The following is a 13,477-nucleotide window of genomic DNA, read 5'->3' as shown; positions in this document are numbered from 1 at the left end:
CGAAAAAGTTCCGCTGAGGAAACCGACCGGTGGGCTGTCCGCTCGCTCCCTCCTCGCCGAACGAGGCGTGCCCAGCGTGGTGAGTGGGTGCTCGGGGCTGCTGGGGCGCCGCGGTGCCCCGGTCCGCGCGGGTGACGGCAGGTGGACCGCACCCCGGCGTGCGCCGGAGCCGCGAACAGTCCAGCCGCTTCTCTTCGGCCGGGATCACATCGGCCCGGCCGTAACTGCCACAGAACTCGTCTGCCCAGGCATATCGCGCCGGGGTCGCACCCGATGCCGCCCGTCGTCCGTCGGCGCAGGACGGGTTCCTCTGCCATCGGTGCTGCGACCGGTTACCGGGCGACGCCTCTGCTGCGGTGGCCACCAGCAGATCAGGAACCTGTGGGCGGTAGCCGGCCCGACCATCTCCGGGGAACTCCCGAGCACGGCAGTTTCGTGGCTCTTTGCCTCGACGCGCACTTCATCCACCCTCAGCACCTTCACACAAGCGCTACCCACCTGCGCCGGCACAAGCGAACGCCAACTGGAGGTTGGTCGGCGTTGAGTACCTGAGTACGGAACTGAGTACGACAGCTCAGGACCGTGCCCGGCCGGGAGCCGGATGCTGAGAGCATGACAACACCGCCTTCCGTCTGCCCGCCGCCCCTGCCGCCGACGCCCCTGCTGCCTCATGGGCAGCGGCGAACCCGGCCCGCCTGGACCGTCGCCGCCCTTTGCGCGCTGGTTCTGGTGCTTCTTGCCGGGGCGGCGGTGTGGTGGCTGACCAGGGACGACGACAGTTCCCCGCTGGCCGGGCGGCCGCGCGTGACGGACACCGCGGCCGGGCTCTCGTATGCAGTACCGGAGGGCTGGAAGAGCAATGACGGCAAGAGCCTGATCCAGGCTTTCACTTCCTCGATCACCATGAAGGGGCCCGACGGCCACGGCGGAGCCGTCGTGCTCGCCGGACGTGGCGGGCCCGTCGACGAGTCCACGCTGCGGCAGAGGACGGAGACGGCGGCGCGCTCCAACGCGGAGTTCTTCTACCCGGACGGCAATTCGACGGTGGAGGAGTCCCGGGCCACGAAGGTGAGTGGCCGTTCCGCCTACACGGTAGTGCTGAACACGCGCGACGACAGCGGGAGGGCAGGCCGGCTGAGGCTCACCATCGTCGCGAAGAGCAGCGACCAGTCGGCCTTCCTCCTCGGAGTCACCGAGTCGCCCGAACCGCCCGCCAATCGCGAGGTCGACGCGGTCCTGGCCAGCGCCGCGGTGGTGTAACTGCCCAGGTGTCGCCCCTGTGCCGCCTGCCGGGGCCTTCTCGCCTGGTTCGATGCACTTCGCTCGGTGTCGAGTAGCCCCGGCGGACCAGATCGTCAGCGAAGGGTGCTGTCCAGGCCCGCTCCAACGCCGGTGATCACCAGTCACCACTCTCGATCGAATCACCCGAGGCCGACATCTACGCGCGGTCGTCAACCGATCCCGCCGACGGTCGCTGCCAACGACAGGAGCGCCGCGCCCAGCGCCCCCACAGCCGCGTAAAGTCGCTCGCGCAGGGCATCCTGTCGCCGGACATACCGGATGGTGGCTGCGGCGAAGGCCAGACCGCCGACGATGAACCACGGCCCCCACAGGTAGAGGTACCAACGGGTCAGCCCGGCCAGGTCGGGCGCGGCGGAGAGTGCGCCGGCCTCCACCAGCACTCCGTGGGCAACGAAGAGACAGCCGTGCCAGACGAGCAGCACCGTCGCGCCACCTCCGCAGAACACCAGGAGACGGCTGATCCATGTGCCACGCCGGCGCGTCAGGCCGATCCCCAGCACCGCCCCGAAGAGCTTGAGGAAACCGGTCACCCACAGGACAGTCACGAACCATGTCACCCGGTCATGAGCGAGCTTCATCAGCGACGGCGCCACCGTCGACTCGGCGCCGAGGGTGCTGCCCATCGCCCAGACGAAACTGGGCACTGCGAACAGCAGCCCCCACGCCGCCGCAGCGTGCCCCGGCCATCCTCCCGGCTCCAGCCGTCCTCCCGGCCCCGGACGGGACGCCCGGCGCTGGGACCGACGCGCTGCACCGTCCACGGAACACTTGATCGTCATGACTCCATCGTGACGGGACTGCGACGACGAGCCGTCATCCCGACAGATGATCAACCTCCCCCGTGCGGGCTACCTCGCAACAGCCCTGCGGCCGGGGCGCAGAGGAACGGACCCGCAACCTCAAGGATCAGTTGCGGAACACCCTTTGCACACCAGCCGGGGCCGGATGTGAATGAGGACTTGCCGTAGCCCCGGCACCGATCGGCTCATGGCGTACGTACGTCAGCCGAAGGGGAGTTGGAGGTGAGCGACAGCCGGCCTGGCGGGGGGAGTCGGACGTCTCCGCAGGTTGGTGTCGTGCTCGATGGCAGGGGTTTCAGGACGTCAGGTCGCTCAGGATGTGGGAGGCGACCCATATCGCCCACAGCAGGGGGAGTACAGCGGCCAGGGAGCTCACACGCCGCAGTACCGGTGCACCGGGGAGGAGTTGCCGACCCGGCTGTCCGGGGATGGGGGCGGGCAGTTTGTTGATGTGGGCGAGCGTGAAGCGGTTGATGATGAGGGTGCCCGGGGTGAAGAGGACCAGTGACAGGGGCGACCACCAGCCCTGCCACATCGTGCTGCTGGTCACCTCGCGGTAGATCGCGAGACCGCACGTTCGGCAGAACGGCCCGTCCACGCGCGAGAACCGCATCCACATCAACACGCCCTGATGCGCCCGGAACGTCGCGAACGCCGCCGGGAGCGCACCGCAGAGCCGGCACGTCAGAGGCGGGGCCACCAGGGTGGGCGACAGCGGAACGGCCCCGGGCAGGGGCGGCCCGAACGAGCCGGCGGGCGGCGCGGTGGGGTGCGGGTATGCGGGCTGCGGCGCCATCGGGTGGGGGAGCGGGAAGGCAGAGGAGTCCTGCGGGTGGGGGCTGGTCACGGCATGCGTTCCTCGGTCGGTGGGACGGGCTCGGGCTCGGCCGACGGGCCGGACGGGGTGGGGTTATCGGGTGGGGAGCCGGCCGCCATGGGCGGCTCGGAGGTCCGTCATCCGCGGACCGCGCAGGACTGCACGACTGGCTGTACGACAGGGCAGCAGCCCAGGTGCTGAAGTGACAGGGGCGAGACAGGCCTGGGCATCGTGGTCGTATGCGACGAACACCGCACGTATGTCCAGAACGTGGAGGCGCGCGATGCGAGGGGCTCCGCGCGCATCCCGGCGTAGAGACCGGGGGAGGCGAACGGCAGACAGACCCTCGCCGTGTGCCCGGCCTCGCTCCTTGTCATGATCGCCACACTAGACATCACCGGTCCCCCCGCACCTGAGTACTCCTACTCAATCCGCCGGCGGGTGTTGGCGGGTGGAGCCGAGCGGGAAGGCTCTCGCCTCGGTGGTGCGGTACGTCGCTGCGAGCGTTGAGCATGAGCGCGCTGGTGGACGGCCGGTCTCCTGGTCGTATGTCGTTGCCCTTCAGCCGGGCTGGAAGAACGCGAGTAGCTTCTGGGCGGCGTCCGGCGACGTCAGCAATTCCTGCATGTCCGCGGACATCCGGGCGGCAGCACTGGTGCGTTCGAACATCTCGCGTTCGTATTCCTTGACGGCGGCGGGGAAGTCGTCCGGGTGCGCGGCGAGCGCGAGACCGAGGAGGGCGCCGTCGAGCAGTGCCATGTTGGCGCCTTGGCCCACCGGCGGCATCAGGTGCGCGGCATCGCCGAGCAGCGTGACGGCCGGCGTCGACGGCCAGGTCAGGCCGACCGGGAGCGTGGTGATCGACCGCGGCACGACCGAGTCGTCGCAGGCCGCGATCAGTGCGGTGAACCGTGAGTCCCAGCCGGGGAGCAGCTCGATGAGTTTTGCCCGGGCGGCGGCCGGGTCGTCGAACGGGATCCCGCTGGTGGCGAACCAGTCCTCGGCGGTGTTGTAGAAGCTGAGGCCGATGCGAACACGGCCGTCGCCGTTGCGCTGTGCTCCCAGGGATATTCCGCCGCCGAGCACCCAGTAGTTGCCGCGCCCGACCATCGCCGCGAGATCGGGGTGTGTGCGGTCGATATCCGGGATGCCGACCTCGACGACGTTCTGGCCGATATGCGTCGGGCGGGCGTCGGTGAGCAGCGCGCGGACCCGGGACTGCGCGCCGTCCGCACCGACCAGCAGGTCGTACGTCGCACTGCTGCCGTCGGCGAAGTGCAGTCGGCCGTGGTCGGCGGATGTGAACGCGTGCCCCCAGCGCACCACGTTTTCGGGGAGGGAGTCCAGCAGCAGGTTGCGCAGATCGGCGCGGTCGACCTCGGGGCGATCGAGCGGGGCGTCGTCGGGTGTGTCCTCCTGGAGCAGCAGGGTGCCGTCCGGCTCGAGAAGGCGCATGTCCTGGCCTTCACCCCGGGCAATCGCGTGGAACTGGTCGATCAGGCCGGCCTCGCGCAGCGCCCGCTGGCCGGAGTGGATGTCGAGCATGCCGCCCTGACCGCGCGCATCGCGTGACGATTCACGCTCGTACACGACGGCGTCGATGCCGTTCACGTGCAGCACGCGGGCCAGGGCCAAGCCGCCCAGACCGGCTCCGACAATGGCGATGGTCATGGGTGCCGTCCTCCTGCTCGGTATGACTCGAACGGCTCGACAAAGATCGATCGATACGCCGCACTGGTCGATACACTGTATCGCTCGATGCGGTGTATTGTCAGCGGCATGTTGGTGTGGGAGAGGCCGGAACCGCCGAATCGACCCGTGCCGGCCCCGTTGAGCCGGGAACGGATCGTGCGAGCGGCGATCCAGCTGGCCGACGCGGACGGCCTGGATGCGGTGTCGTTGCGCAAGGTCGCCACCGTGCTGGACGTCCGTCCGATGAGGCTGTACGGCTACATCGCCGGCAAGGAGGAGCTGCTCGACCTGATGGTCGACGCCGTCCACGCCGAGATCCGGCCGGTCGGAGACGGCTGGCGGGAGGTCCTCCGGTCTCTTGCCGAAACCACTCGGCACGCCGTTCACGAGCACGAATGGCTCGCGGATCTCCTGGGTGGCCGACCTCAGCTCGGGCCGCACGCGCTGGCCACAGGAGAGGCCGTGATGGCCGCGCTGGGCGACGTCGACGTGGACGCCGTCATGCCGGTGGTCTCCTCAGTCAATGCGTACGTGATCGGCGCCGTGCGTCGCGAGACCGCCGAGCGGCGTGCCGAGCGGGCCACCGGGATGGACGAGAAGCGTTGGCAGGCCACACTCGGGCCCTACCTGGTGCGGACCTTCGCCACTGGCCGGTTCCCCGCGCTCGCCAGGGTGGTGCGCGATGCCGCCCACCTGGACGCCGACCAGACCTTCCAGCTCGGCCTCGACTTCCTGCTCGACGGCATCGAAGCCCGCATCGCAAGGTGACGCGCGGCCGCGGGACCGGACAGGTCGGCAGCGGGAGGAAGCGGCGCTTCGGTGTGGACGCTCAGCGACCCGAACCGACGACCGTCACCGATCAGTTGGCCGTACTTCGCTTCACACTCCGATGAAGCTCACTGTTTCTGCCATGTCCGCCCGCCCGGTGCGCGGACGAGGCGCGCCTTCCTTCTCGAAGCCCACCGCGACACCGCAGAACAGCATGAGTCCGTCATCGGCTCCGACTATGCGGCTGACGGTCTTGCGATACATCGTCCACATCACTTGAGGGCAGCTGTGCAGCCCCTCGGCCCTCAGTAACAGCATGACCGTCTGCAGGTACATCCCCGCGTCCCCCCACTGCCCGGGCCCCATCTCCTGGTCGAGGTAGCAGAACACCACGACCGGCGCCCCGAACGCCTCCGAGTTCAGGGCGGCGATCTTCCTGGGCCGGTCGGGGTCGTCGCGCTCGATTCCCAGTGCCTGGTAGCGCTGGGCTGCGGCGGCGGAAAACCGTTCCAGATACGGCGAGTTGAGTTCGGCCGGGTACATCAGGTACTCGCGCTCGTCACCCGGGTCTCCCGCCAGGGCCCTGGCCGTCGCGCGGCTCTTCAGTTCGGCCAAGGGCTCGCCGGTGACGACATACACGTGCCACGGCTGGAGGTTCCCGCTCGACGGAGCCCGCGTCGCCGCAGCCAGCACTCGTACGAGCACCTCTTTGGGCACCGGCGTATCGCTGAACGCCCGTACGGCCCTGCGGCTGTCGACGGCTTCATACACATCCACGTCCATCCGCCCTCTCACCCCATGATGTGCAGCGAAGACACGAGGATGAGCATCGCACCGGGCAGGCAAACCGGACGCAACTGTGACGCTGCCCAGGGCTTTCACGCTGTCCAGGGCCCGGAGCGGATCGGGGGACAAGGCCTGGCAGACTTGTCCAACGTCCGGAACGCCGGGCCCAACCCCACGCGGCCCCGAGACTCGTGGCCTGAAGGAGGACGAGCAACGTGAAGATTGCGGTGGACGACCTCTCCGGCCCCGAGATCGCCCATTTCCTCGACGAGCACGTCCAGCAGATGCAGTCCATCACGCCGCCGGAGAGCAAGCACGCCCTCGACCTTGATGCCCTCCGCAAGCCCGGGATCACGTTCTGGTCGGTGAAGGACGGCGACACTCTCGTGGGCTGCGGCGCCATCAAGCGGCTCGACGCGGGTCACGCGGAGCTCAAGTCGATGCGCACCGCGCCGATACGCAAGCGGAGCGGGGTCGCGTCCCTGCTGATGGAGCACATCATCACCGAGGCCACCCGCATGGGCTTCTCCAGGTTGAGCCTGGAGACCGGCACGGCCGAGTTCTTCCTGCCCGCCAGGAGGCTGTACGAGAAGTTCGGGTTCGCCCGCTGCGAACCGTTCGCCGACTACGAGCCCGACCCGAACAGTACGTTCATGACAAGGAAGCTCCGAGCGACCGGCTGTCAGGACTGCCAGGAATTGGGCGCCTGGTGATCAGGGGTGCGCCAACCTGCCTTTGAACGCCCGTGCTTGGCCGGCGGGGTGTCGGTGTAGGCGGTGGCGCGGGCGAGGAGGACCGCGGTGATCGCGGTGAGTTCGTCGGGAGCGGCCTGGCCTCGTTCGACGCGTACGACCGTATTGCGCACGATTTCATCGCTTATGACGGTGATGGCATTCATGGCGTGAACTCCCTTGCTGTTGCGGAGAGTTGTCGTGTGGACCGGACAGCAGTCGTCGACCGGGTCCCGCTCGGCCGCGTAGTGCGGATGCATCGCCTCGGCGATGTACTCATGGCCATCCGGTGTCATGTCCGCCGCCGGATCGCGGAACGCCTTCGACTCCGAGGCGATGCCGCCGGGCGGCACCCTCGGCACCCATGACTGAGATCTCGTTCGTCGGCCAGGTATTGGTGAGGTCGGCGCCGATGGACTGGGCATCCACCACGATGTACGCGCCGCCGTGGGCCTGGCGCAGGATCAGAGAGATCCGCGGCCCCGTCGCGTTGCAGTCCGCGTACAGCCGCTTCGCGCCGTGCCGGATCCCATCCTGCTCCTGCGATCCCCGTGCAGGAACCTGGATGCGTCCAAATGGGTGACGGTGGGGCTGTTTGGTTTGGTCCGCAGAGCGGACGGCGGATCTTCACGACTTCGGGACGCGCCAGAGCACACCTGGGATTCGAACGCTGCGTGAGAGTCGCACAGGCGGCCTCGACGGCTCAGTGACCGCCCGTGTGCGGGCCCATGGGGCGTGGCAGCGGCTGACGCCAGTCGCCCAGCGCCGTGAGGAGAAGACGGCGGGCGAGCGTACGCATGCCGTCCCACGCCGGATCTGTGGCCAGGGCGCTGCCCCAGAGGCCGGAGCGACACGCGGCATCGATCTCGCCGAGGCAATGGGCGATGGCCTGAAGATCGCGCAGATTCTTGGGCTCGAAGACTCCGCGCTCCGTGAGTCCTTCGGAAATGCGGCAGAGGAGCTCCACCTCTTCGACGACGGACTCCGTCTTCAGCTCATGCTCGCCCAGCCAGGCAAGCTGATCCTGGGGGTCGGCTGCGAGGAGGGCCATCCACCGCAGCGTCCACGTGCGCATGTGCATGTCGCCGAGATGGTTCATGCCTGCATGATCACACCTGGCTCCCGCCACACGGGCGGCCTGTGCATCGCAGGTCCGCCGCCAGTCCTCCGGCCGGAATGTGGTCTCCACAGCGGCTCGGCTCGTTCCCCGCTCGGTCGGCGACGAGGACGCCGTGATCGCGCACCCTGGCCACCTACGGTCACCAGCCGGAGGTCCCGCACGCGCCGCCCGGGCTGTCGTCGACGCCGTCAAGGCCGAAGATCCCCCCATGCGCCTTGCTGCTGGGCAAGGCTGCGTACGACATCGCCACCGCCAAGCTGGGGACACCCTCAAATCCACTTTCGACAACTGGCGGGAAGCGACGCTCAGAGCCGACCCTCCTCTGGAGCAGACCGCGGGCTGAGGGCCCGCATCACCTACAGCAGGGGCTGTCACTGGACACCTACACCTCGGACACCTGGCGGTGCCCGGATGACAATCCGTAGGGATCCGTAGGGTTCGCCGCCGGTCGAACACCGCCGCGATGGGCGTTTGTTGTTCTGCCCGAACAACTCGGCCGTCTGTGTTCGTACGCCTTCGCGGTGCTGACGTCCTGCGGCGGTCGCGCGCCTCTCCGGGGTGGCCCCGCCGAGCCGCCCCTGCGGCCGTACCGCCGGAAGGGCCGTCGGTGCGGAACCAGGCCCTGCCTGGCGATCCGGCTGAACTTGGCTGCTCACGCGGCGAGTTGGGTGGGGCGACGGCCGATCGGCTACGTGGTGCGACGCGCGATCCTGTGGCGGAGGTGCTCAGCGCGTGGATCCTGAGCCGATTGGCCGGCGGACCTCGTTGCGTACCTTGACGGTCAGCTCGGCAGCCTGGGCGACGTCGATGTCGGAGGGGTTCTGCCCGGCTGAGGCGGGGCTGACGACGCCGACGCTTCCCACGGTGTTGCTGTCGCCCCAGGCGCACATCGGGAACGTGACGCTGAAAGCACCCTGCGACTTGGACAGTACCTGGCAGGTGATCTTGACGTCCGAGCCTGCGGGCGTGGCGTCCTTGGGCGGCGTCACGATGGTGGCGCCGTCCCCTTCCCGGGCGCCCCGCAGCATGCTGTCGCGCTGTTTGGCGGGGTTCTTCACCCTGCCGTAGACGCCGGAGAAGACCAGCGACGTGCCGTCGCCCTTGGCTCCCGAGTACTGGCCCGCGGCGCCCTGGGGATCGCGGATGTCCCGCTGCGAGGCGTTCTTGAGGCTCTCCTGGCTTTTCTCGGTCAGGTCCTGCGCCAGTGTGTACTGGCCGTTGAGGAGCGTGGGTGGCACGGTGAGCCGGTACTTCGCCTCGGGGAAGCCGCCGGCCGCCCCGGCGAGCTTGCTCACTGCGAAGCCCAGACCGCCGAGCATCACCAGAACGATGGCGATGATGCCGATCACCAGACCGGTGCGGTTCCTGCGCGGGGCGGGTGGCCCCATCGGGGGCATTCCCCAGCCCTGCTGCTGCGGGAACGGCTGCTGGGGAAAGCCCTGTTGGGGGTACGGCTGCTGCGGCCAGGGCTGCTGTACTCCGTAGGGGCCGGGCGTCGGCTGCCCGGGCGGCGGGGCGCCGTACGGGCCGGGGGACTGCGGCGAAGGCGGCATGTTCATGCCGCTGACGCTACTTCACCTCGGCCGACGCGCGGCGGGCGGCCCGGATCGGCGAGTCCGCCCCCGGTTGGGCGCCAAGCCGCTTGCCGGTCACCGAGCCGGGTATGGCGGGCGTACGACGGCGCCCATCGCTCGACGGGGCAGGGTGCGGTGGTCCCGGTAGTCGATGCCGTACGGAACCGGCCGCAGAAGTGGCCAGTTCCGTACCGTCGCGATCCCGGGATCACCGACATTCGCCGCACACACCCGCGGGTCCGCCCTGCTTCCCTACCACCGCGACTGCCGCATCGGTGAAGGCGCGGACACGGCCGGTCTCCACCGCCGTGCGCCAGACCAGGCCGTACTCCAGCGGTGGGGCGTCGGTGAAGGGGACGTAGACGATGTTGGGGCGGGCGTAGTACCGGGCCTCATGCGCGGCGGCCGGATGCACCCCTCGCCCTGCCCCGACCAGGGCGAGGAGCTCTTGCCGGGTCGCGGCCTCCTCGCCGCGCACGACGGGGAGACCGCCGGGGGTGGTGCGGGGCAGCAGGGCGTCGAGCCAGTAGTCCGGTACGGGCCCCGAGAGGCCGAGCACTTTGTCCCTGGCGAGGTCGTCGAGGCTCACCGAGGGGCGGCGCGCGAAGGGGTGCCGGGTGGAGACGATGAGGACACGGCGGTCGGAGATGAGGACGGGCCCGGTGGACAGGTCGGGCTCGACGACGGGGAACTGGGCGAGCAGCAGGTCGAGTTCGCCCTCGCGCAGCAGTCGGAAGGGGTCGGAGAGCGGAGCCTCGTGCAGGACGACGTCCCCGGCCTCCGGGTGGTTCGCGCGGTACGCGGAGGCGGCGAAGAGCACCAGTTCGCCGGAGAGGGGACTGGTGAACCCGACCCGCAGCGGCTCGGTGAGACCGCGCCCGGCGGCGACGGCACGGGCGACGCCGTCCTTGATCAGCTGGTAGCCGGGGCGTACGTCGTCGAGGAGCCGCTGCCCGATGGGGGTCAACTCCACACGCCTGCTGGTCCGTTCGAAGAGCGAAGCACCGATCCGCCGCTCCAACTGCTTGACGGTCTGGCTGACCCGGGCCTGCGAGACATGCAGCCGCTCGGCCGTGCGCCCGAAGTGCAGTTCGTCGGCGAGGGTCAGAAAGATCTCCAGGTCACGGCGTTCCATAACCCTGAAGTTATCAATCGCTCCGAATTCCGCCGTTGTTCGCTCCCGCGGAACCCCCGAAGCTGAACGACATGACCACCACGAACACCACACCCACCACCGTCCGCCCCCTCGCCGTCATCACCGGAGCCAGCTCGGGCATCGGTGCCGCCACCGCCCGGACTCTCTCCGCACTCGGCCACCCCCTGCTCCTGCTGGCCCGCAGGGTCGAGCGGATCGAGGCGCTCGGCCTCCCTGACACCCTCGCCCGCTCCGTCGACGTGACCGACGCCAAGGGGATGGCCGCCGCACTGGCGGAGGCCGAGGCCCTGTACGGCCCCGTAGACCTGATCGTCAACAACGCGGGCGTGATGCTGCTCGGCGAGGTCGCCCGGCAGCCTGCCGACGAGTGGGAGCGGATGTTCGACGTCAATGTGCGGGGCTTGCTGAACGGGATACGGGTGGTCCTGCCCGGGATGATCGAGCGCGGACGCGGCACGGTGATCAACGTCAGCTCGGTCGCGGGCCGCAGGACCTACGCCAACCACACGGTGTACAGCGGCAGCAAGTTCGCCGTGCACGGCATTTCCGAGAGCCTGCGCGAAGAGGTCGCCGGCAACGGAGTCCGCGTCGTCACCATCGCCCCCGGAGCCGTAGAGACCGAACTGCTCTCGCACACCACCGACGAGGCGGTGAAAGCGGATTACCAGGCCTTCAAGGACTCCATCGAGGTGCTCGCACCCGAAGACGTGGCGACGGCCATCGGCTATGCGTACCAGCAGCCCCAGCGCGTCACCGTCCGCGAACTGGTCCTGGCGGCCACGGCCCAGGCCGCGTGAGGTCTAGGGTCGTGCGCCGCTCCGCCTTCGACTGGCCCTCGAGCGGAGGGACTGCGCGCGGTGTCAGACGTCGGACGGCGTTGGGGCACTGGCTGATGCGCGGTGCCGGGCCACGATGAGGACGAGCAGCAGGAGCAGGCACAGTACGGCGACGCCGCAGGCGAAGTACTGCACGGCGGTGAGCAGTCCGGTCGCGGTGGCGAGGAGGCCGACGCCGATGACGGGCAGGCCGACGCCGAGGTAGATGATCACGTAGAAGCTGGACAGCACGTCGGCGCGGCGGTCGGCCGGAGTTGCTCGGCTGACCGAGGTGAGACCGCCGAGGAACGCCAGGCCTTGACCGGTGCCGGCGATGACGGTTGCGGCGAGCAGCAGGGGCAGCGAGGAGAGCGCGCCGGCGAGGGCGAGAGTGGCCAGGCCGGTGGCCAGCAGGGGGAGGCCGGTGAGTTCCAGGGTTCGGGCGGGCCTTGCGTAGCCGATGAGCTGGGCGAGTGCGGAGCTGAGCAGCATCGTTGCCACGGCCGCCCCGCCGAGCAGCAGATTCCTGCTGCCCGACAGCGTGGCGACGTAAGTGGGTACGAGGGCGAGGAACAGCCCGATCACGGCGAATGCGAGATGGCAGGCCGCCCCGCTGGTTGCGAATACCGCTCGCATGGCAGGGGGGATCTCCGGGCGACGGGGGTGCCACCGCGTCGCAGAGCGTCGTGTGGGGAGGGCGAAGACCGCTGCCGCCGCCGGTACCAGCAGCACGATCTCTGCCGCGAAGGGCAGGACGTGTGGTGCTGGGGCGTATTGGGCGAGCGCGCCGGCCAGTACGGGCCCAAGTCCGAGGCCCGCTACGGAGGTTACGGTGGAGACCAGTGCCGCTTTGCGATGGTTGCGGGTGGGTTCGAGTTCCGTGAGGGCCGCTGTCAGCGGCCCCGAGGCGGCGCCGAGTGCCGCTCCCTGGAGGACGCGGGCGGTGAACAGCCACGCTGTGCTGGTGGCGAGGGCGAAGAGCAGCGACCCCAGTGCGGCCACGACGACGGCCGGCAGCAGCACGCGGCGATAGCCGAGTGCGTCCGCGGCCGGGCCCGCGATCAGCAGCGAGGGGATCAGCGCGGCCACGTACGCGGCGAAGATCAACGTGATGACCAGGGGCGAGAAGCCGAATCGGGCTGCATAGCCCCGGTATAAGGGCGTCGGCAGGTTCGTTCCGGTCAGCAGAATGAGCAGCGCATAGGCCGTGGCCCAGAACCGCCACCGCCTTCCCGGCGCGGGTTGTCCGTCCAGGTCCGCGCTGTGCGGGTGGGACAGGCTCGCGGATCGGTTGCGTCGGGCGGTGGCGAGGCGATCGAACGGCATCCATTCCTCCAATGGCGGCATGTTCGGGATGCGTGAACATAGCAGATGTTCGCACATCCCGAACATGCTTGGTTATGCTGGAGGCATGGCCAGTCGCACCGCAACCAGACTCGTGCACCCCGACCGCAGGGAACTGCGCTTCACGACGGTGCTGGCCGCCCTTGGCGACCCCGTCCGGCTGGCCATCGTCGCCCGCCTCGCCGACGCCGGGCCCGACGGTGAACTGGCGTGCACGACCTTCGCGTTGCCGGTCAGCAAGTCCACCCAGAGCGGCCACTTCAAAGTCCTCCGCGAAGCGGGTCTCATTCACCAGCGGAACGAGGGAACCCGGCGCCTGAACCGGCTACGCCGGGACGACGTCGACGCCCGCTTCCCCGGCCTCCTCGACATCGCCGTCCCGCAGGGCCGTGAGGTCATCACCAACTGGTGAGCGGGTCGACGCTGGTCGCCCAACGCCCATGGCTCCCATGGGCGTTGCGCACCGGCTGAGCGGGTGCGGCGCGCGTACGTGGGAGGTGTGGTGCGCATACAGGGCGCCCGAGGGAGTGGCGTGCGGAACAGGCGCCCCTTCGACATGCTCGCGGGCGCGC

The 13,477-nt window shown here is 69.4% G+C and carries 14 protein-coding genes and 1 pseudogene; 5 read left to right on the top strand and 10 right to left on the bottom strand.

Going from position 1 to position 13,477, the window contains the following annotated elements; translation table 11 throughout:
• Window positions 1-612: 612 nt before the first annotated feature.
• On the top strand, window positions 613-1,260 hold the full coding sequence (locus tag ABD346_RS25245) for a hypothetical protein (RefSeq protein ID WP_344377916.1): 648 nt from the start codon (window positions 613-615) through the stop codon (window positions 1,258-1,260).
• A 191-nt stretch (window positions 1,261-1,451) separates the two neighbouring features.
• Here ABD346_RS25245 and ABD346_RS25240 read toward each other — a convergent pair whose 3' ends face one another.
• The 3 genes from ABD346_RS25240 to ABD346_RS25230 all read right to left on the bottom strand — a co-directional run bounded on the left by ABD346_RS25240 (window position 1,452) and on the right by ABD346_RS25230 (window position 4,590).
• The gene (locus tag ABD346_RS25240; RefSeq protein ID WP_425583029.1) at window positions 1,452-2,003 is read right to left on the bottom strand and encodes a DUF3995 domain-containing protein; all 552 of its coding nucleotides are present in this window, start codon (window positions 2,001-2,003) and stop codon (window positions 1,452-1,454) included.
• A 394-nt stretch (window positions 2,004-2,397) separates the two neighbouring features.
• The gene (locus ABD346_RS25235; protein WP_344377914.1) at window positions 2,398-2,949 is read right to left on the bottom strand and encodes a hypothetical protein; all 552 of its coding nucleotides are present in this window, start codon (window positions 2,947-2,949) and stop codon (window positions 2,398-2,400) included.
• Window positions 2,950-3,480: 531 nt separating this feature from the next.
• Entirely contained in the window at window positions 3,481-4,590 is a 1,110-nt protein-coding gene (locus ABD346_RS25230; protein ID WP_344377912.1) for an FAD-dependent oxidoreductase, read from the bottom strand.
• A 108-nt stretch (window positions 4,591-4,698) separates the two neighbouring features.
• Here ABD346_RS25230 and ABD346_RS25225 point away from each other — a divergent pair, with 108 nt between their 5' ends.
• Complete coding sequence (locus ABD346_RS25225; RefSeq protein WP_344377911.1) at window positions 4,699-5,379, top strand: TetR/AcrR family transcriptional regulator; 681 nt, start codon at window positions 4,699-4,701, stop codon at window positions 5,377-5,379.
• A 111-nt stretch (window positions 5,380-5,490) separates the two neighbouring features.
• Here ABD346_RS25225 and ABD346_RS25220 read toward each other — a convergent pair whose 3' ends face one another.
• Complete coding sequence (locus ABD346_RS25220; RefSeq protein ID WP_344377909.1) at window positions 5,491-6,156, bottom strand: nitroreductase; 666 nt, start codon at window positions 6,154-6,156, stop codon at window positions 5,491-5,493.
• A 224-nt stretch (window positions 6,157-6,380) separates the two neighbouring features.
• Here ABD346_RS25220 and ABD346_RS25215 point away from each other — a divergent pair, with 224 nt between their 5' ends.
• Entirely contained in the window at window positions 6,381-6,878 is a 498-nt protein-coding gene (locus ABD346_RS25215; protein WP_344377906.1) for a GNAT family N-acetyltransferase, read from the top strand.
• Here ABD346_RS25215 and ABD346_RS25210 read toward each other — a convergent pair.
• The 5 genes and pseudogenes from ABD346_RS25210 to ABD346_RS25190 all read right to left on the bottom strand — a co-directional run bounded on the left by ABD346_RS25210 (window position 6,848) and on the right by ABD346_RS25190 (window position 10,725).
• The gene (locus tag ABD346_RS25210; RefSeq protein WP_344377984.1) at window positions 6,848-7,063 is read right to left on the bottom strand and encodes an acyl-CoA carboxylase subunit epsilon; all 216 of its coding nucleotides are present in this window, start codon (window positions 7,061-7,063) and stop codon (window positions 6,848-6,850) included. The two genes, ABD346_RS25215 and ABD346_RS25210, sit on opposite strands and share 31 nt — an antisense overlap.
• A 174-nt stretch (window positions 7,064-7,237) precedes the next feature.
• Window positions 7,238-7,492, bottom strand: a pseudogene (locus ABD346_RS25205) (carboxyl transferase domain-containing protein); the annotation flags it as partial.
• Between the two features lie 107 nt (window positions 7,493-7,599).
• Window positions 7,600-7,995, bottom strand: a complete 396-nt coding sequence (locus ABD346_RS25200) for a hypothetical protein (protein WP_344377905.1) — start codon at window positions 7,993-7,995, stop codon at window positions 7,600-7,602.
• A gap of 746 nt (window positions 7,996-8,741) precedes the next feature.
• Window positions 8,742-9,575 (bottom strand): hypothetical protein, encoded by an 834-nt coding sequence (locus tag ABD346_RS25195; protein WP_344377903.1) that lies wholly within the window; start codon window positions 9,573-9,575, stop codon window positions 8,742-8,744.
• A gap of 223 nt (window positions 9,576-9,798) precedes the next feature.
• Entirely contained in the window at window positions 9,799-10,725 is a 927-nt protein-coding gene (locus tag ABD346_RS25190; RefSeq protein WP_344377902.1) for a LysR family transcriptional regulator, read from the bottom strand.
• Window positions 10,726-10,796: 71 nt separating this feature from the next.
• On the opposite strand from ABD346_RS25190, the gene ABD346_RS25185 reads away from it, so the two are divergent.
• The gene (locus ABD346_RS25185; protein WP_344377900.1) at window positions 10,797-11,543 is read left to right on the top strand and encodes an SDR family oxidoreductase; all 747 of its coding nucleotides are present in this window, start codon (window positions 10,797-10,799) and stop codon (window positions 11,541-11,543) included.
• A gap of 63 nt (window positions 11,544-11,606) precedes the next feature.
• Here the strand turns inward: ABD346_RS25185 and ABD346_RS25180 are convergent, their stop codons facing one another.
• Window positions 11,607-12,887: an MFS transporter gene (locus ABD346_RS25180; protein ID WP_344377899.1), complete on the bottom strand. Its 1,281-nt coding sequence runs from the start codon at window positions 12,885-12,887 to the stop codon at window positions 11,607-11,609.
• Between the two features lie 85 nt (window positions 12,888-12,972).
• Between ABD346_RS25180 and ABD346_RS25175 the strand changes: the two genes are divergently transcribed.
• The gene (locus ABD346_RS25175) at window positions 12,973-13,317 is read left to right on the top strand and encodes an ArsR/SmtB family transcription factor (RefSeq protein ID WP_344377897.1); all 345 of its coding nucleotides are present in this window, start codon (window positions 12,973-12,975) and stop codon (window positions 13,315-13,317) included.
• Window positions 13,318-13,477 lie beyond the last annotated feature (160 nt).

This window comes from Streptomyces mauvecolor, assembly GCF_039532965.1.
In the GTDB taxonomy this organism is placed as follows: domain Bacteria; phylum Actinomycetota; class Actinomycetes; order Streptomycetales; family Streptomycetaceae; genus Streptomyces; species Streptomyces violascens.
The sequence above is the reverse complement of the archived record's forward strand: the minus strand, read 5'-3'. Positions and strand labels throughout refer to the sequence as shown.